Origin of the sequence: Streptomyces pratensis (genome assembly GCF_016804005.1) — a bacterium.
In the GTDB taxonomy this organism is placed as follows: domain Bacteria; phylum Actinomycetota; class Actinomycetes; order Streptomycetales; family Streptomycetaceae; genus Streptomyces; species Streptomyces pratensis_A.
Genome location: NZ_CP051486.1, coordinates 2,611,928 through 2,629,429, shown reverse-complemented (window position 1 = coordinate 2,629,429; position 17,502 = coordinate 2,611,928). Strand labels below are relative to the sequence as shown.

General features: G+C 71.3%; 12 protein-coding genes. 7 read left to right on the top strand and 5 right to left on the bottom strand.

From position 1 onward, the window contains the following. Positions 1-14 precede the first annotated feature (14 nt). Both HED23_RS11290 and HED23_RS11285 read right to left on the bottom strand, forming a co-directional pair. Positions 15-749, bottom strand: a complete 735-nt coding sequence (locus tag HED23_RS11290) for a 3'-5' exonuclease (protein WP_203183261.1) — start codon at positions 747-749, stop codon at positions 15-17. Positions 750-940: 191 nt separating this feature from the next. Beyond that, positions 941-2,173 carry an SAV2148 family HEPN domain-containing protein gene (locus HED23_RS11285; RefSeq protein WP_203183260.1) on the bottom strand — a complete coding sequence of 411 codons (1,233 nt, stop codon included), beginning with the start codon at positions 2,171-2,173 and terminating at the stop codon, positions 941-943. Positions 2,174-2,552: 379 nt separating this feature from the next. On the opposite strand from HED23_RS11285, the gene glgX reads away from it, so the two are divergent. Continuing rightward, positions 2,553-4,709, top strand: coding sequence for a glycogen debranching protein GlgX (gene glgX / locus HED23_RS11280; RefSeq protein WP_203183259.1), 2,157 nt, complete (start codon positions 2,553-2,555; stop codon positions 4,707-4,709). Positions 4,710-4,806: 97 nt separating this feature from the next. Continuing rightward, positions 4,807-7,206 (top strand): malto-oligosyltrehalose synthase, encoded by a 2,400-nt coding sequence (treY, locus tag HED23_RS11275; protein WP_203183258.1) that lies wholly within the window; start codon positions 4,807-4,809, stop codon positions 7,204-7,206. Between the two features lie 70 nt (positions 7,207-7,276). On the opposite strand, the gene HED23_RS11270 is transcribed toward treY, so the two are convergent. Beyond that, positions 7,277-7,936, bottom strand: a complete 660-nt coding sequence (locus HED23_RS11270; RefSeq protein WP_203183257.1) for a TetR/AcrR family transcriptional regulator — start codon at positions 7,934-7,936, stop codon at positions 7,277-7,279. A 305-nt stretch (positions 7,937-8,241) separates the two neighbouring features. Here HED23_RS11270 and HED23_RS11265 point away from each other — a divergent pair, with 305 nt between their 5' ends. Next, positions 8,242-10,131: an RICIN domain-containing protein gene (locus HED23_RS11265; protein ID WP_203183256.1), complete on the top strand. Its 1,890-nt coding sequence runs from the start codon at positions 8,242-8,244 to the stop codon at positions 10,129-10,131. A 136-nt stretch (positions 10,132-10,267) separates the two neighbouring features. Here HED23_RS11265 and HED23_RS11260 read toward each other — a convergent pair whose 3' ends face one another. Beyond that, positions 10,268-10,834: a DUF1707 and FHA domain-containing protein gene (locus HED23_RS11260; RefSeq protein ID WP_203183255.1), complete on the bottom strand. Its 567-nt coding sequence runs from the start codon at positions 10,832-10,834 to the stop codon at positions 10,268-10,270. Positions 10,835-10,998: 164 nt separating this feature from the next. Here HED23_RS11260 and HED23_RS11255 point away from each other — a divergent pair, with 164 nt between their 5' ends. Continuing rightward, on the top strand, positions 10,999-11,958 hold the full coding sequence (locus HED23_RS11255; protein WP_203183254.1) for a GNAT family N-acetyltransferase: 960 nt from the start codon (positions 10,999-11,001) through the stop codon (positions 11,956-11,958). Between the two features lie 202 nt (positions 11,959-12,160). Continuing rightward, the gene (locus HED23_RS11250; protein ID WP_203183253.1) at positions 12,161-13,072 is read left to right on the top strand and encodes a GNAT family N-acetyltransferase; all 912 of its coding nucleotides are present in this window, start codon (positions 12,161-12,163) and stop codon (positions 13,070-13,072) included. Here the strand turns inward: HED23_RS11250 and HED23_RS11245 are convergent. Further along, positions 13,044-14,438, bottom strand: coding sequence for a GH1 family beta-glucosidase (locus HED23_RS11245; protein WP_203183252.1), 1,395 nt, complete (start codon positions 14,436-14,438; stop codon positions 13,044-13,046). The genes HED23_RS11250 and HED23_RS11245 overlap by 29 nt on opposite strands. A 203-nt stretch (positions 14,439-14,641) precedes the next feature. Between HED23_RS11245 and treZ the strand changes: the two genes are divergently transcribed. Together treZ and HED23_RS11235 are read left to right on the top strand one after the other, a co-directional pair. Continuing rightward, on the top strand, positions 14,642-16,402 hold the full coding sequence (gene treZ / locus HED23_RS11240; RefSeq protein ID WP_203183251.1) for a malto-oligosyltrehalose trehalohydrolase: 1,761 nt from the start codon (positions 14,642-14,644) through the stop codon (positions 16,400-16,402). Positions 16,403-16,478: 76 nt separating this feature from the next. Then, the gene (locus HED23_RS11235) at positions 16,479-17,495 is read left to right on the top strand and encodes an aldo/keto reductase (RefSeq protein ID WP_203183250.1); all 1,017 of its coding nucleotides are present in this window, start codon (positions 16,479-16,481) and stop codon (positions 17,493-17,495) included. Positions 17,496-17,502: the final 7 nt, after the last annotated feature.

The window sequence follows — 17,502 nt, the reverse complement described above, 5'->3', positions numbered from 1 at the left end:
TCCCCCCGCTCCGGTCATCCCCTCCCGCCCGCCGGCTCACGCCGCCGGGGGATGAGCGGCCAGGCCGGCTCGACGACCGCAGCGGGATCCGCGGTACGCCGCAGATAGGCCTGCAGGGACTTCGACTGCTCCGCCGCCGCGTTCACCTGGAGGCCGTGCAGGTCCTCCAACGGCATCACGCCGACCGGATGGTGCTTCTCCCCCATCCGCCGCACCACCCGGGCAGCGGCGACGGCGTCCGCCCTCGCGTCGTGCGCGTCGTCGAGCGACACCCCGTAGTAGGCGCACAGCGCATGGAGGGCGCGCTTCCCCTTCCGGTACCTGTCGACGTGCTTGTCGATCACCAGCGGGTCGATGACGGGCGAAGGCGCGTTCCCAAGCCGCTCGCTGACCGACTCCACGCCGTGGCGCCGGCACTCGCGGTCGAGCAGCGACAGGTCGTAGCGTGCGTTCATCACCACCAACGGCGTCCCCGAGCGCAGCCCGTCGGCGACGGCCCGTGTGATCTCCTCGACCGCGGAGGCGGCCGGCAACCCGTGCTCGCGGGCACGCTCCGTCGAGATGCCGTGGATCGCCGAGGCCTGCTCGGGTATCGCCACACCGGGATCCAGCAGCCAGGTCCGCTCCTCCGACACGGATCCGTCGGCCTCAAGCCGGACGACCGCGGCCGTCACGATGCGGTCGGTCTCGACGTCCGTGCCCGTGGTCTCCAGGTCGAACGCCAGCAACGGCCCGCTGACCCAGCTCATCGGACACCCCCCGGCGCGACGGCCGCCGCGCCGGTGACGGTCCGGGCCTCCAGCGGGTCCGTGCCGCCCGTCTCCGGGCCGAAGCCGACCGGGCACTCCTGGTACCAGCTCATCCCGTACCTCCTCATGTGGTGCGTTCCCCCAAGTGATGACCACCTTCGCACGCACCACTGACAACGCCGGCGGGGGCGTCAGGAGACGGGCCTGGAGTCCGTCCAGACCGACTCGAACTCCTCGCGGTAGGTCTCGAAGAGGCCGTGCTCACTGTCCTGCCCCGCCCTGACCACCGCACGCCCCCCGCCGCGCAGCACCAGTACGGGTGCCTCCATGCCGCGTGCGCGACGCAGATACGGCTGGACGACCCCGACCGCGTCGGACCCGTCGCCGTCCACCAGATAGGCCGTGAAGCGCGGCGTCTCGTCGAAGACGTGGATCTGGAAGGCACCCGGATCGCGCAGCTTGGAGCGGACCCGGCGCATATGGAGGATGTTCATCTCCACGGAGCGGCTCAGCTCGCCCTTCTTGAGGCCCAGTTCGCGCTCCCGGCGCTTCACCGCGCTGCTCGCCGGATTGATGAACAGCAGCCGGACCCGGCAGCCCGACTCGGCGAGGCGGACCAGCCGGCGCCCCGAGAAGTTCTGGGTGAGGAGGTTGAGCCCTATGCCGATCGCGTCCAGCCGGCGCGCGCCGCCGAACAGGTCCTCGGCGGGCAGCTGCCGCTGCAGCCGCACCCGGTCCGGGTGGACGGAGACGACGTCGGCGTAACGGTCGCCGACCAGCTCCTCCACGGCGTCCACGGGCAGCCGGTCGGCGGACGGGACCGCGGCACCGCTGCCGAGGATCTCCAGGAGCCGCGCGGAGGCGCGTTCGGCCTGCGCCAGGACCGCCTCGTTCAGCGCGCGGTTCCGGGAGACGACGTTCCGGGCCACCTCCAGCTCGTCCAGGGCGAGCTCCACCTCACGGCGGTCGTCGAAGTACGGCTCGAAACACGGCCAGTGCTGCACCATCAGCTCGCGCAGCTGAGGCAGCGTGAGGAAGCTCAGGACGTTGTCGTCCGCGGGGTCCAGCAGATAGCCCTTGCGGCGCGAGACCTCCCGGACGGCGACGGCGCGCTGCACCCATTCCTGCCCCGCGGGACCCGCGGCGGCCACCACCCAGTCCTCGCCGTGCACCGGCTCGTAGATCGGCCGGATCACGGCGGAGACCACGGCACGCAGTCTCTGCTCCACCAGATTCAGCCAGATGTAGGCACGCCCGGCCCGCTGGGCCCGGGTCCGGACCTCGTTCCAGGCGTCCGCTCCCCAGTCCAGCTCGGCACCGATCTCCATGGGCTGCGCGAGGGAGACGGCCCCCGGCGGGGCATCGGTCGACTCCCCCTCGTGACCTGCGTCACCTGGAGGCAGCTCGAACCCTCCCGAGCTCACCCGCGTACCGCCTTCCACTCCCCCACCAACGATCAAGGAAGGGTACTCCGGTAGCGGGAGCCGGTGCAGCCGGATGCACAGGCTCCTTACTCAACTCCCGTATGTCCGACGCCCGTTCCTTGCGGTGAGATCTGGTGGAGTGAGATGGTTCATAGCGATTGCGCACCCCCTCGCACGCCGCATACCGGACGGAGGAGCTGCCCGGCGGCCCGGGCCCCCTGTCCGGGCGACACCGAGGTGTCCCAGGTTGACCGGCCGGACGGGATCGCACGACGGAACCCTGCCGCACCGGTCGACGTACTAGGTGCGGGGCCGCCTTTCGGGGAGTATCGGGTCGAAATCCCCCAGCACCCGGATCAGAAGTGGAAGAGTCCTATCTATGCAGGTCTGGCCGGGACACGCGTATCCGCTCGGTGCCACGTACGACGGCGCCGGAACCAACTTCGCGGTCTTCTCGGAGGCCGCCGACCGAATCGAGTTGTGCCTGCTGCACGACGACGGTTCAGAAACGGCGGTGGAACTCCGCGAGACCGACGCATTCGTCCGTCATGCCTATCTGCCTGGAGTGATGCCGGGGCAGCGCTACGGCTTCCGGGTGCACGGGCCCTACGAGCCGCAGCACGGGCGGCGCTGCAATTCGGCGAAGCTGCTCCTCGACCCGTACGCACGTGCGATCTCCGGGAAGATCCAGTGGGGCGAGGCGGTGTACGGCTACCCGTTCGGCAGACCGGACGAGCGCAACGACCTCGACTCGGCTCCGCACATGATGAGCTCGGTCGTGGTGAACCCGTACTTCGACTGGGGCGACGACCGCCGCCCGCGCACGGACTACCACCGCACGGTGATCTACGAGGCCCACGTCAAGGGCCTGACGATGCTTCACCCGGGCCTGCCCGAGGAGCTGCGCGGCACCTACGCCGGGCTCGCACATCCTGAGATCATCGCCCATCTGACGGAGCTGGGCGTCACCGCGATCGAGCTGATGCCGGTGCACCAGTTCGTCCAGGACCACCGTCTCGCCGACGCCGGTCTGGCCAACTACTGGGGCTACAACACCATCGGGTTCTTCGCCCCGCACAACGCGTACGCCTCCTGGGGCGACCGCGGCGAGCAGGTCCTGGAGTTCAAGCAGGCGGTGAAGGCGCTGCACCAGGCCGGCATCGAGGTGATTCTCGACGTCGTGTACAACCACACCGCCGAGGGCAACCACCTCGGCCCGACCCTCTCGTTCCGGGGCCTCGACAACGCTTCGTACTACCGGCTGGCCGACGACCCGAAGTACTACATGGACACGACCGGCACGGGGAACTCCCTGCTGATGCGGTCGCCCCACGTCCTCCAGCTGATCATGGACTCGCTGCGGTACTGGGTGACCGAGATGCACGTGGACGGGTTCCGCTTCGACCTGGCCGCGACCCTCGCGCGGCAGTTCCACGAGGTGGACCGGCTGTCCTCCTTCTTCGACCTCGTGCAGCAGGACCCGGTGGTGAGCCAGGTCAAGCTGATCGCCGAGCCCTGGGACGTGGGCGAGGGCGGCTACCAGGTGGGGAACTTCCCGCCGCTGTGGACCGAGTGGAACGGCAAGTACCGGGACACGGTGCGGGATCTGTGGCGGGGTGAGCCCCGGACCCTCGCGGAGTTCGCCGGGCGCCTCACGGGCTCGTCGGACCTCTACCAGGACGACGGCCGGCGCCCGCTGGCCTCGATCAACTTCACGACCTGCCACGACGGTTTCACCCTGCACGACCTGGTCTCGTACAACGAGAAGCGCAACGACGCCAACGGCGAGGGCAACCGGGACGGCGAGAGCCACAACCGCTCGTGGAACTGCGGGGCGGAGGGGGAGACCGAGGACAAGGAGATCCTGGAGCTGCGCAGCCGTCAGATGCGCAACTTCATCGCCACGCTGATGCTCTCCCAGGGCGTCCCCATGCTGAGCCACGGCGACGAGTTCGCGCGGACGCAGCGGGGCAACAACAACGGCTACTGCCAGGACAACGAGCTCTCCTGGGTGCACTGGCCGGATCCGGCCGCCGCCTCGCGGGCCGAGGACGGCGACGAGGACGGCGTCGGAACCGACACGAGCCTGCTGGAGTTCACCCGGGCGATGGTCTGGCTGCGGCGCGACCACCCGGTCTTCCGGCGCAGACGCTTCTTCCACGGCCGGCCGGTGGAGGGCACGCACGACGAGCTGTCCGACATCGCGTGGTTCACCCCCCGGGGCGAGGAGATGACCCAGCGGGACTGGCAGGCGGCGCACGCCAAGGCCATGACGGTCTTCCTGAACGGTCACGCGATCTCCGAGCCGGGCCCGCGCGGCGAGCGGATCGCCGACGACTCGTTCCTGCTCATGTTCAACGCGGCCGCCGAGAGCCTGGAATTCACCGTCCCGATGAACCACGGCAGGCAGTGGCAGGTCGTCGTGGACACGGCGATCCCGGACGGGGTGCCGCCCGGTGCGGGGCCCAAGGTGTCCGCGGGTGAACGGGTGACGCTCGTCGGGCGCAGTCTGACCGTGCTCAAGCGTCCGGCGTAGGCCGATGGGGTGACGGCACCGGGCCGGCGGCCGCCCGGCCGGTGCCGGGTGGCGGAGAAGGTGGGAGAGAGGCGCCCGGCTGGGTACGTACGAGTCCATGACGCCCTCTGCCACGTACCGGCTGCAGCTCCAACCGGACTTCCCGTTCGCCGCCGCCGCGGACGCCGTGCCGTATCTCGCCGAGCTCGGCGTCTCCCATCTGCACCTGTCGCCCGTCCTGGAGGCCGTGCCCGGTTCGGGGCACGGCTACGACGTCGTCGACCACTCCACGGTACGGGCCGAGTTCGGGGGCGAGGAGGGCCTGCGGGAGCTGGCCGTCACGGCACACGCCCACGGTCTCGGGATCGTCCTGGACATCGTGCCGAACCACATGGCCGCCGTACCCCGTCACAACGTGGCGCTGTGGGAGGTGCTGCGCGAGGGCCCGGAGTCCCCGTACGCCCGCTGGTTCGACATCGACTGGGCGGCGGGCGGCGGGAAGGTGCTGCTGCCCGTGCTGGCGGGGCGCGTCGGCGAGGAGAGCGGCGGCTTCGAGCCGGGCACCAGGGACGACGGCACACCCGTGCTCCGCTACGGCGCCCTGGAGTTCCCCCTGCGTGAGGGCACGGCGGACCTCCCGCTGCCCGAGCTGCTGGCCGCCCAGCACTACCGGCTCGCCTGGTGGCGACTGGCAAGGACGGAGCTGAACTACCGGCGGTTCTTCACGATCTCCGATCTGATCGGTGTCCGGGTGGAACACCCCGAGGTCTTCGCCGCCACCCACGCCAAGATCCTCGAACTGGTCAGCGAAGGGGTCGTCGACGGGCTGCGCGTCGATCACCCGGACGGTCTGGCCGACCCCGCCGCGTATCTGGGGCGGCTCGGCGACGCCACGGGTGGACGGTGGACGGTGGTGGAGAAGATCCTGACCGGTTCCGAGGCGCTGCCGGCCGGCTGGGCGGTCGCGGGGACGACCGGGTACGACGCGCTGTACCGGATCGACGGTCTGTTCACCGACCCGATGGGCGCGGCGGACCTGCTCGGCCGCTACCGGGACTTCGCGGGCCCCCCGGGCGACCGCGGCGGCTACTGGACGGCGACCGTCCGCCGTGCGGCGTACCGCGTGGTCACCCATGAGCTGGCCGCGGAGACGGAGTGGCTGACCCGGCTCGCCGTCGAGGCCTGTGCCGGGGACCCCGCCCTGCACGACCACGCGCCGTGGGCGCTCCGCACCGCTGTGCGCGAGCTGCTGGTGCGGGTGCCCGTCTACCGGCCGTACGTGACGGCGGGCGGACCGCTCACCGAGGTCGCCGAGTCGACACTCCCCGCCGAGGCGGTGCGGGACGCGAAGGCGGTGTTCTCGGTGTCCCAGGAGGCGGAGGCCGTCGACGTGGTGCGGGATCTGGCACTGGGCCGTCTCGGCGACGGACCGGAGCACGCGGCCTTCTGCGCCAGGTTCGCGCAGACGGCGTCCGCGCTGCACGCCAAGTCGGTGGAGGACACCGCGTTCTACCGCTACGTCCCGCTGATCTCGGCGACCGAGGTGGGCGGCGATCCGGGCCGGCCGGCGGTGAGCCCGGAGGAGTTCCACGCCTTCTGCGCGCGGGTCGCCAGGGACTGGCCGGCGACCGGCACGGTCCTCACCACTCACGACACCAAGCGCAGCGGGGACGTGCGGGCCCGCATCGCGGTCCTTTCCGAGTGCCCCGAGCGGTGGTCCTCCCTGGTGGCACAGCTGACCCGTGCGGCGTCCGTTCCGGCCCCGGACCCCCAGCTGGCCTGGCAGGCCTGGCAGTCGGCGTACGGCTGCGCGGGAGTGCCCTCCGGTGAGATGGCGGGCAGGCTGGAGCCCGCGCTGCTGAAGGCCGTGCGCGAGGCCGGTCTGTTCACCAGCTGGACCGAGCCGGATCCGGCGTACGAGCGGGCGGTGACCGACTTCGTGGCGGCCGGTCCGGGCAGCGAGGCGGGCGGGACGCGGTCGATGATGGCCGGGTTCGCGGAGAGCCTCGCCCCCTTCGTACGGGCCAATGTGCTGGGCGCCGCGCTGGTGCACCTGACGATGCCCGGGGTCCCCGATCTGTACCAGGGCACGGAGCGGGAGTACATCGCGCTGGTCGACCCCGACAACCGGCGGCCGTTCGGCAGGCCGGCCGGAGGCGGCGACGAGAAGACCGCGCTGACCACGGCCGCGCTGCGCCTTCGCAGGGAACACCCGCGGCTCTTCGGCGAGTCGGGCACTTACGCCCCCCTGCCGGCGCGGGGCCCCGCAGCGGCGCACTGTCTGGCCTTCTGCCGTTCCGGCGAGGTGGTCACGGCGGTGACCCGGCTGTCCCTGCGGCTCGACGAGGAGGGCGGCTGGCTCGACACGGAGCTGCCGCTGCCCGACGAGGGGCCGTGGACCGATCTCCTGTCGCCCGGACGGGAGTTCACCGGGCCCTCGGTCGCCGTGGCGCAGCTCTTCGAGGACCGGCCGGTGGCGCTTCTCGTGAGAGCGGGAGGGGTGGCCGGTCGCGGGTGAGAGGCCGAGCCGGCCCCTTCTCGCGTCCCGGCCGGGCGGAACGCGGTTGATCCGCCCGTCGCGAGGCAGGTCAGCCCTCCGCGGCGGGGCCGAACTCGTGGGGCGCGAGGGTGGCCAGCAGCGAGCTGACCACCAGGTCGGTCGAGGCCGCCATGTCCACGGCATCGGGAGAGAGCAGCCACTGGACCTGCAGTCCGTCCATGACCGCGATGATGGCGTTGGCAGCGGTCCCGGCCTGCTCCGCGCGGTCGGCCGGAAGGTCGCAGGCCTCGCACAGGGCGTCGGTGACGAATGCCCGCAGCCCGCTGTACCGGTCGCGGAAGTAGGTCTGGGCGGGGTGGCCCTCGGTGACGGACTCGGCCGAGAGCACGGCGTACAGCCGGACGATGCCTTCCCGTTCGGCGTTGCGAAGCGCGGTGTCCACCAGATGGCGCAGGAATTCGAGGCCTCGGGGGCGGTCGGCTCCCAGCTGTTCGATGTCGGTCTGGTCGCGCAGCTCCAGGACGCTGGTCAGCAGGAGTGCCTTGGAGCGGAAGTAGTGCAGGACGCCCGCCTGGGTCAGACCGGCCTGCTCGGCGATCTCGGCGAGCGAGGCGTTGTTGTAGCCGCGGGCGCCGAAGGTGTCCGTCGCGATGTGCAGGATCTGCTGCTGCCGCTTCTTGGCCTCCGCGCTGCGCGGGGTGCGGGGACGGGTCCTGTGGGCGGGTGTTCCTGCTGAAGGGTTACTCACCCGCGCAGCCTAGTGGCGCTCGCCCTGGTGGTCTCCGGTCTCCGCACGCGCCACCGAACAAGTGACCCACATCACTTACTGACCACTCAGTGAGTGTGCTTTCATATCGACGTCCACCGCACCAACTCCGCTTTTCACAGAGGCACTTGAGCGTCGGCGTCCCAACGCCGGCCCCGAGTGAGACCGAGGGGCCACCGGCCCCCTGTGCACCACCCCTTCAGGTATGCCGCCGACCCCCGTGCTTCGACACGGCAGGGCGGAGGCCGGCGAACCACCGGACAGGTACGAACCGAAGGAGCCGCACCATGTCACCACTCAGTCCCACCCGGCGTCGGCCGGCAAGAGCCGCGGGCGCCGTCCTGGCCCTGGCCGTCGCCGGCTTCGGCCTGACCGGCGCGGGCGCCGCCCAGGCCGCCGACCCCACCGCCCAGGTATGGATCACCACCCCGGACGGCAGCAGGAAGCTGGCCGCCGACGGCAGCGTCCCCTTCACCGCCACGCCCCAGCCCGTCGACATACGCGTCGACAGCGGCAGCAGGAGCCAGAGGTTCACCGGTGCCGGCGCCTCGGTGACCGGGGCCTCCGCGCACCTCATCCGCAGCCTTCCGCAGGACAGGCGCGACGAGCTGATGAGGTCGCTGTTCTCCACCGGCGACGGCATCGGCCTCAACTACCTCCGTCAGCCGCTGGGCGACTCCGACTTCAACGCCGCCGGCGGCTTCCACAGCTACGAGGACACCCGTGGCGCCTTCTCCATCGCCCGCGACAGGAGCGAGATCATCCCGGTCCTGAAGCAGGCCACCGGCATCAACTCCGCCATTCGCTTCATGGGCTCCCCCTGGTCCCCGCCCGCCTGGATGAAGACCAACAACTCGCTCATCGGCGGCAGTCTGAAGTCCGAGAGCTACCAGGACTACGCCGACTACCTGGTCAGATCCATCAGGGCGTACGGCCAGGAAGGCATCGCCCTGACCGATCTGACCGTACAGAACGAGCCCGAGTTCGCGGCGAGTTATCCCTCCATGACCATGACGTCGGGGCAGCAGGCGGAGTTCTTCAAGGTCCTCGACCGCACCCTCACCGCTGCCGGTCTCCCCACCAACCTGCTGGCCTACGACCACAACTGGGACCACCCGAACTACCCGGTCGAGGTCTTCGACGGAACCCGGGGCATCAACCGGGTGATCGGTGCGGCATTCCACTGTTACGGCGGGACTCCCTCCGCCCAGCAGAGGGTCGTCGACGCGGGCAAGCGCGTCTTCTTCACCGAGTGCTCGGGAACGGAGAGCGCCGACCCGGCGACGACCTTCGCCGACACCCTGCGGTGGCACGCGGAGAACCTCGTCGTGCAGAACATGCGCAACGGCGGCGAGACCGTCATCAACTGGAACCTGGCCCTCGACCGGAACGGCGGGCCTCACCAGGGTGGCTGTGGCAACCGCTGCAACGGCATCGTCGAGATCGCGGACGGCAACGTCAGCCGCAACGCCGAGTACTACGTCCTCGGCCACGTCACCAAGTTCATCAAGGCCGGAGCCACCCGCATCGGCTCCACCAGCCAGGGAGGCGGCGGTGTGCAGAACGTCGTCTTCGAGAACCCCGACGGCAGCCGCGCGGCCTACGTGGTCAACACCGCGGCGGGCGCCCAGCGGATCTCACTGACCGACAACGGCAGGTCCCTCGCCTACACCCTGCCCGCCGGCGCGGTCGCCACCTTCGTCTGGAACGGCACCGGAACCCAGCCTCCGGCCGGCTCGATCGACCCGAGCGCCTGGTACCAGGTCAGGAACAGCAACAGCGGTGCCTGCCTGGACGCCGCGGACTGGGGCACAGCCGACGGCACCGCGCTCCAGCAATGGGCGTGCGGCACCGGTGCCAACCAGAGCTGGCAGTTCCGCCCCACCGGCGACGGCAACTACCAGGTCGTCAACCGGCACAACGCCAAGGCATGGGACGTGGACGGCGGTGCGGGGGCCACCGGCGACGGCACCAAGGTCCACCTGTGGACGTACCAAGGCGGAAGCAACCAGCAGTGGAAGCCCGAGTCCGTCGGCGCCGGGGGGCAGTACCGCTTCACCGCCCGCCACAGCGGCAAGTGCCTGACGGTGCAGGGCTCGTCCACGGCGAACGGCGCCAGGCTCTCGCAACAGCCGTGCGACGGTTCCGCCGCCCAGGCGTTCTCCCTGACCGGATGACGCGAACGGCGCTGTGACCGGACCGGCGGCGTCGCCTGATGGAGCGCCGCCCGGTGCGAAGCCGTACGACGTGCGGGACCCCGGTCATGAGGAACGGCGCTTCGTCCGCACCCGCGCGGGTGCGGACGCGGCCTCCTCAGGCCGGGGGCACGGGCAGCGACGCCGTGAGCCGGAAGGTCATCCTGCCGAAGCTCACCTGGTCGCCGTCGCTCACCACGACGGAGCCGACGACCCGCTGGCCGTTGACGCACGTGCCGTTCGTCGAGCCCAGGTCGCTCAGGATCCACCGGCTGCCGTGCGCGGTCAGTTCCGCGTGCATCCGTGACACCGTCTCGTGGCTGAGCCGGAGGCCGTTGCCAGGGTCGCGGCCTATGCGCAGCGGGTGCGGCCCCGGCATCGGCAGCATGAGTCCGGGCAGCCGCTCGGACTGCCACGCCCTGCGCACCCGGGCGGGGAAGGCGGAGACCCCGCCCACCGCGCGGAACAGGCCACGGGACCAGCGCCCGCCCGTGTCCAGGTCCGAGGTGAGCGCCTTCAGCTCCTCGGGACGCCGGGCGGTCAGGGCCAGTTCCATGCGTCGCAGGAAGGTGTCGTGGGAGAGCTTTCCCTGTGCGGCGCCGTCTCTGAGCACACCGAGAACACGGTCGCGCTCGGCGTCCGAGAGCCGCGCGGGATACGTGTAGGGCTCGAAGGAGGACGTCACGGTACCGATTGTCGGGCCGACAGGGCCGAGGTGTCCAGACGATGCCCGTTTCCGTCCTGCCTGACCTGCGTGGCAGTGGAGAAATACCGCCCGCCCACCTGCGGGCGTTTGCTATCGTCACGGGCCGCCGCCACCGGGCGCGGCACCCCCGTCGAGGAGACTCCGTGACCCCTGCACCATCGGAACTGACCATCCGTCCGCTCACCGGGGCGGACGAACTCGGTCTCTTCCGCCGTCTTTCCTACGTGCTCGACCACGAGCTCGCCGATGACCTCGCCACGGGCCGCCGTCGCCCCGACTGGATGTGGGTGGCCCTGCGCGGCGAGCGAGTCGTCGGCCGGCTCTCCTGGTGGACGGGGCAGGAAGGCGGCAGTCCTCAGTTCCTGGACTTCTTCGACCTGGACGACACCCTGCCGGAGCCGGAGCGCGGCGTGATCGGGCTGGAGCTGCTCGAGAAGGCGACGGCCTCGGTCGTACCCGCCGGGGCCGTCCGCCCGGAGTACGGCCGGTTCGTCCCGCCGGACTGGCGCGAGGACCCCGTCGCCCGCGATGCCGTCGAGGCCCGGATACGGGTCATGGAGGCGAGCGGCGCCCGGATGCTGGTCGAGCGGCTGCGTCTGGAGTGGCGGTCGGGCACACCGGTGCCCGAGGACACCGGCCGGCTGGTGTTCCGGCCGGTCACCGGGCGCGAGGACCTCGTCGCGCTGATGACCCCGGTGATGGAGGGCACCCTCGACGCGCACGGCCAGGCGGACCTGGCGTCCGGGCTGAGTGCCCGCGAGGCGGCGGAGAAGCAGTACGACGAGGAGTTCGCCGGTCTCCGGACGCCGCAGGAGTGGTGGCGGATCGCGGAGCTGCCGGGCGGTGAGCCGGTCGGCTTCGTCATCCCGGCGCGCAACAACTACCACCCGATGATCTCCTACATAGGGGTGCTGCCGGCGCACCGCGGGCACGGCTACATCGACGACATCCTCGCCGAGGGCACGCGGGTGCTCGCCGGACAGGACGTGGAGCGGATCAGGGCGGCGACGGACCTCGGCAACGTCCCGATGGCGAAGTCCTTCGAGCGACTCGGATACGTCAACTTCGAGCGTGCCTTCGACATGGTGTGGGACCAGCCGTAAAACGGTGGACGTGATGCGCCGGGGGCCGTAACCTCGGCTCCCGGACATCCGCCCGGACAGGGAAGGAGGCGAGACCGTGCGTGACCTCGGCACCACCCGCAGCACCACGCCCACGCGCTCCCGCCCCGTCCGCAGGACGGTGTCGGACTCGGTCTGACCGGGAGCGCTCGCTTCTTTTCACCGAGTCCCGGAGGACACACCCATGACCGTTCCGGTCATCCGTCCGCTCACCAGGAGCGACGTACATCTCTTCCACTCCCTGCAGGGCCCCGCTCTCGTCGGCCGTGCCGCGTTCGGCCACCGCTACGCCACCGTGCACGAGGGTGGTGAGTACCGCCCCGGATGGACCTGGGTCGCCCTGCGCGACGGCGTCGTCGTCGCCCGGGCCGCCTGGTGGGGCGGGCCCGAGGACACGGAACCCGTGCTGCTGAACTACTTCGACTTCGCCGAGGGCGAGGACGCCGCGGCCACCGAACTGCTGCGCCGTGCCCCGTGGTCCGTCGAGTACGAGCTGATCGTGCCGCCGGGCTGGCGTGAGGTCCCCGAGGTGCGTGCGGCAGCCTCGGCACGGATCGCGGCGGCGGAAGCGGCCGGGATGAAGCCGCTGGTCGAGCGGTACCGCTACGAGTGGACACCCGCGGACGGCTTGCCCGAGCGGCCCGGACGGCTGGTGTTCCGCGAGGAGCCGGACGACACGGTGATCCTCGATGTGCTGCGCCGGGTCCACTCCGAGACGCTGGACGCCCACGCGCTGCGCGCCATCGAGGGTCCGGGCGGCCTGGAACAGGCCGCCCGGGAGGAGCTCGACTTCTTCAACTGGTGCCCCTCGCCCCGCTCCTGGTGGCAGCTCGCCCACACCCCCGACGGCGCGCTCGCGGGCATCCACGTGCCGGCCCGCAATCCGGGTGGCCCGTGCATCGGCTTCATCGGCGTGGTCCCCGAGGCACGGGGGCACGGCTACGGCTACGATCTGCTCGTCGAGTGCACCCGCCTCCTCGCCGGTGAGGGCGCCACGGCCGTCGCGGGCGCGACGGACCGGGGCAACGTGCCGATGGCCGCCGCGTTCGCCAGGGCGGGCCACCGCATCACCCAGGAGCGCGTTCACCTTGTGTGAGCGCCGGTTCATGGGTGGCGCCGGTGCGCTGCGCGCGGATCACGTCGCGGTACCAGGCGTAGGACTCCTTCGGGGTCCTGCGCAGGGTCTCGTAGTCGATGTGGACCAGGCCGAACCGCTTGCTGGCGCCCTCGGTCCACTCGACGTTGTCGGTCAGTGACCAGGTGAAGTAGCCGCGCACGTCGACGCCCGCGTCGATGGCCGTACGCAGCGCCTCCAGGTGTGCTTCCAGGAAGGCGATGCGGCGGCCGTCGGCGACGGGCTCGTCGACCGCGCAGCCGTTCTCCGTGATGTAGACGGGCGGCAGCCGGTCGCCGAAACGGTCCCTCAGCTGACCGAGCGTCTCGGCGAGTCCCTGGGGGACGACGGGCCAGCCGAAGTCGGTGGTGTCGTACCCCTCGATCTCCCTGATTCCGAAGGGGAGCCCGGCGGGCATCGAGTAGCCGGAGAAGGAGTCGAGCGCTTCGGGCCTGGGGGCGCCGACGAGGGTCGGGTTGTAGTAGTTGACGCCGTACCAGTCGAGTGGCGTGGAGATGACCTTGAGGTCGTCCTCGACCGGCCCCGGCATCAGTGCGGCGAAACCCTCGTCGGGGTAACGGCCGGTGAGGACCGGGTCGGCGAACAGCCAGTTGGTCAGGGTGTCGTAGATCTCCGCTCCCATGCGGTCCTCGTCGGACTCACCCGCGGTCCAGACGGGGGTGTGCGAGAGCGCGATGCCGATGTTGCCGGCGCCGGCGGCGCGCAGCGCCCGTACGGCCAGACCGTGGGCGAGCAGCTGGTGGTGGGCGGCCGGCAGCGCGTCGAAGAGGAGCGTCCGGCCGGGGGCGTGCTCGCCGAGCGCGTAGCCGAGCATCGTCACCTCGGCCGGTTCGTTGATGGTGATCCACATGGGGACCCGGTCGGCGAGGCGTTCGGCGACCATGCCCGCGTACTCGGCGAAGCGGTAGGCGGTGTCCCGGTTGAGCCAGCCGCCCGCCTCGTCCAGCGGGAGCGGGGTGTCCCAGTGGTAGAGGGTCGGGGCCGGGGTGATGCCGTTGGCGCAGAGCTCGTCGACGAGCCGGTCGTAGAAGTCCAGTCCGGCGGGGTTGAGCGAGCCGCTGCCGCCGGGCACGACCCGGGGCCAGCTGATGGAGAAGCGGAAGGCGTCCGCGCCGAGTCCGGCGAGCAGGGCGACGTCCTCGCGGTAGTGCTCGTGGAAGCCGGTGCCCCGGGTGGTGTCGGTGCCGTCCTTGATCCGGCCGGGCTGGGCGGCGAAGGCGTCCCAGCCGGAGGGCCCTTTGCCGTCGGCGTCGAAGGCGCCCTCCGTCTGGAAGGCGGAGGCGGAGGCGCCCCACAGGAAACCGGGTGGGAAGGTCGGCACGGTCATCTCGGCCTCCAGCAGCCGTAGGAGGGACCTCGTATTACTGCCCGGGTTCCATGCGAATGAGCAGAACCCGGTAGGGCAATGATCAGGACCAGACCTTAATCGCCAGTTACGGGCTCGCTCCAGTGTCCCGGGGCCGTGCGTGCGAATTCCGTCGATCATGGGGCCTCCGGCGAGGCATCCGGTTCATGGACGAGGAGTGATGGATGCAGTTCGAGGTGTGGGCCCCCGAGGCCGGGTCGGTCGTGCTGTGCACGGCGGGCGGGCGCCTGACGATGGAGCGCGACCCGCTGCGCGCGGGCTGGTGGACGGCGGAGGCCGAGGCCGAGGACGGTGACCGTTACGGCTTCTCCCTCGACGGCGGGCCCGTGCTGCCCGATCCGCGCTCCCGCCGCCAGCCGGACGGGCCCGACGGCCAAAGCGCGGTCGTCGACCACGGCGCGTACGCCTGGAACGCCACCTGGGCGGGCCTCGGGCTGCCCGGGGCCGTGCTGTACGAGCTGCACGTCGGCACGTTCACGGAGGCGGGCACCTTCGACGCGGCCGCCGAGCGGCTCGGCCACCTCGTGGACCTCGGCATCACCCATGTGGAGCTGATGCCCGTCTGCCCCTTCCCGGGAACCCACGGGTGGGGGTACGAAGGAGTGTCCCTCTGGGCGGTGCACGAGCCCTACGGCGGCCCGGACGGATTGAAGCGTTTTGTCGACACGGCGCACGGGCTGGGTCTCGCCGTCGTCCTGGACGTGGTCCACAACCACCTGGGGCCCTCCGGCAACTACCTCCCGGCCTTCGGCCCGTACTTCACGGACACGCACCACACCCCCTGGGGCTCGGCCGTCAATCTGGACGCCCCCGGATCGGACGAGGTGCGCGCCTACCTGCTGGGCAGTGCGCTCGCCTGGCTGCGGGACTACCGCCTGGACGGCCTGCGGCTGGACGCCGTCCACGCTCTGGCCGACGGCCGCGCCCTCACCTTCCTGGAGGAGCTCTCCACCGCCGTCGACGCGCTCGCCTCGGAGCTCGGCCGGCCGCTCGGTCTGATCGCGGAGTCCGACCTCTGCGACCCGCGTACGACCACCCCGCGCGCGGAGGGCGGCATCGGGCTGCACGCCCAGTGGAACGACGATTTCCACCACGCGCTGCACACCGCGCTCACGGGCGAGTCCCAGGGCTACTACGCCGACTTCGCGGCCGCCCCGCTGTCCGCCCTCGCCAAGACGGTGACCAAGGCGTTCTTCCACGACGGTACGTACTCCAGCTTCCGCGGCCGGGCGCACGGCCGCCCCGTGGACGCCACCCGCACGCCCGCCCACCGTTTCGTCGGCTACGCCCAGACCCACGACCAGATCGGGAACCGTGCCCTGGGCGACCGGCTCGCCGCCGGGCTCTCCCCCGGTCTCCAGGCGTGCGCGGCGGCGCTCGTGCTCACCGGGCCTTTCACCCCGATGCTCTTCATGGGCGAGGAGTGGGGCGCCCGCACCCCATGGCAGTTCTTCACCGACCACACCGATCCGGAGCTCGCCCGCGCCGTGCGCGACGGCAGGCGCCGGGAGTTCGCCGCGCACGGCTGGGCCGAGGAGGACGTCCCCGATCCGCAGGACCCCGCCACCCGGGCCCGCTCCTGCCTCGACTGGAGCGAGCCGGAGCGCGAGCCGCACGACAGGCTGCGCGTCTGGCACCGCGAGCTGATCGCCCTGCGCCGCGCCCTGCCGGACCTCTCCGATCCGGACCTCGCATCGGTGCGGACGGCGTACGACGAGGAGGCCCGCTGGATCGCCTACCGGCGCGGCGATCTGCGGGTCGCCGTGAACCTCTCCGGCAAGCCCGCCGCCATCCCGCTGGGCGCCGGCCGTCACCGGGCCGGCGGCGGGAGGGTGCTGGCCGCGTGGGAGCCGGCCGAGGCCCCCGGCGCCGACGGAGTACTCCACCTGCCGCCGGAATCGTGTGTCGTGCTCGCCGACGACTGAACAACGGCCTTGCCATCGTGTGCACTTCAACTCATATGGTCTCGACGACTTCCGGAGATCAGACGAAGGGGGATCCATGAAGCAGCGTTTCCTGGGACGTTCGGGGCTGCGCGTCAGCGAACTGTGCCTCGGCACCATGACGTTCGGACAGGACACCGACGAGGCCGACGCACACCGCGTCCTCGACACCTTCACGGAGGCGGGCGGGACGTTCATCGACACGGCGGACGTCTACAACCGGGGGGTCTCCGAGGAGATCGTCGGCCGCTGGCTGAAGGGTCGCCGCAGGGACGAACTCGTCATTGCCACAAAGGTGTTCGGCACGATGGGCGACGCGCCGAACGCGGGCGGCCTGAGCCGCAAGCACATCGTGCGAGCCGTCGAGGAGAGCCTGCGGCGGCTCGGCACGGACCACATCGACCTGTACCAGACACATGTGTGGGACGCGACGACGCCGGTGGAGGAGACGCTCTCCACGCTCGACACGCTGGTCAAGGCCGGGAAGGTGCGCTACCTCGGCGCGAGCAACCTGTCCGCCTCCCAGCTCCAGCGCTCCCAGGACCTGGCGCACCGCAACGGCTGGGAGCCCTATGTCAGCCTCCAGCCGCTCTACAACCTGCTGGCGCGTGAGGTCGAGTGGGAGCTCGTCCCCGTGAGCCTGGCGGAGGGTGTCGGCGTCATCCCCTGGAGCCCGCTCCAGGGGGGCTGGCTGACCGGTAAGTACCGGCGCGGCATGACGGCTGCGGAGCCGGGCACCCGCGAGGCCCGCTACCAGCGGGAGCTGGGCCGCGAGGCCTGGCGGGAGAGGGACAACGAGGAGACCTGGCGGGTCGTCGAGGCCGTCGTCGCGGTCGCCGAGGAGGCCGGGCGCACGCCGGCGCAGGTGGCCCTGCGCTGGCTGCTCGGGCGCCCCGGCGTCACCGCGCCGATCGTCGGGGCGCGCACGCCCGGGCAGCTGGCCGACAGCCTCGGGTCCACCGGCTGGGAGCTGACGCCTGATCAGGCTGCGCGTCTGGACGCGGCGAGCGAGCGCCCGCTGCCGTATCCCTATGACGTGCTGCACCGCTTCCGCGACCGCGAGCCGCAGGACTGAGGGCGGG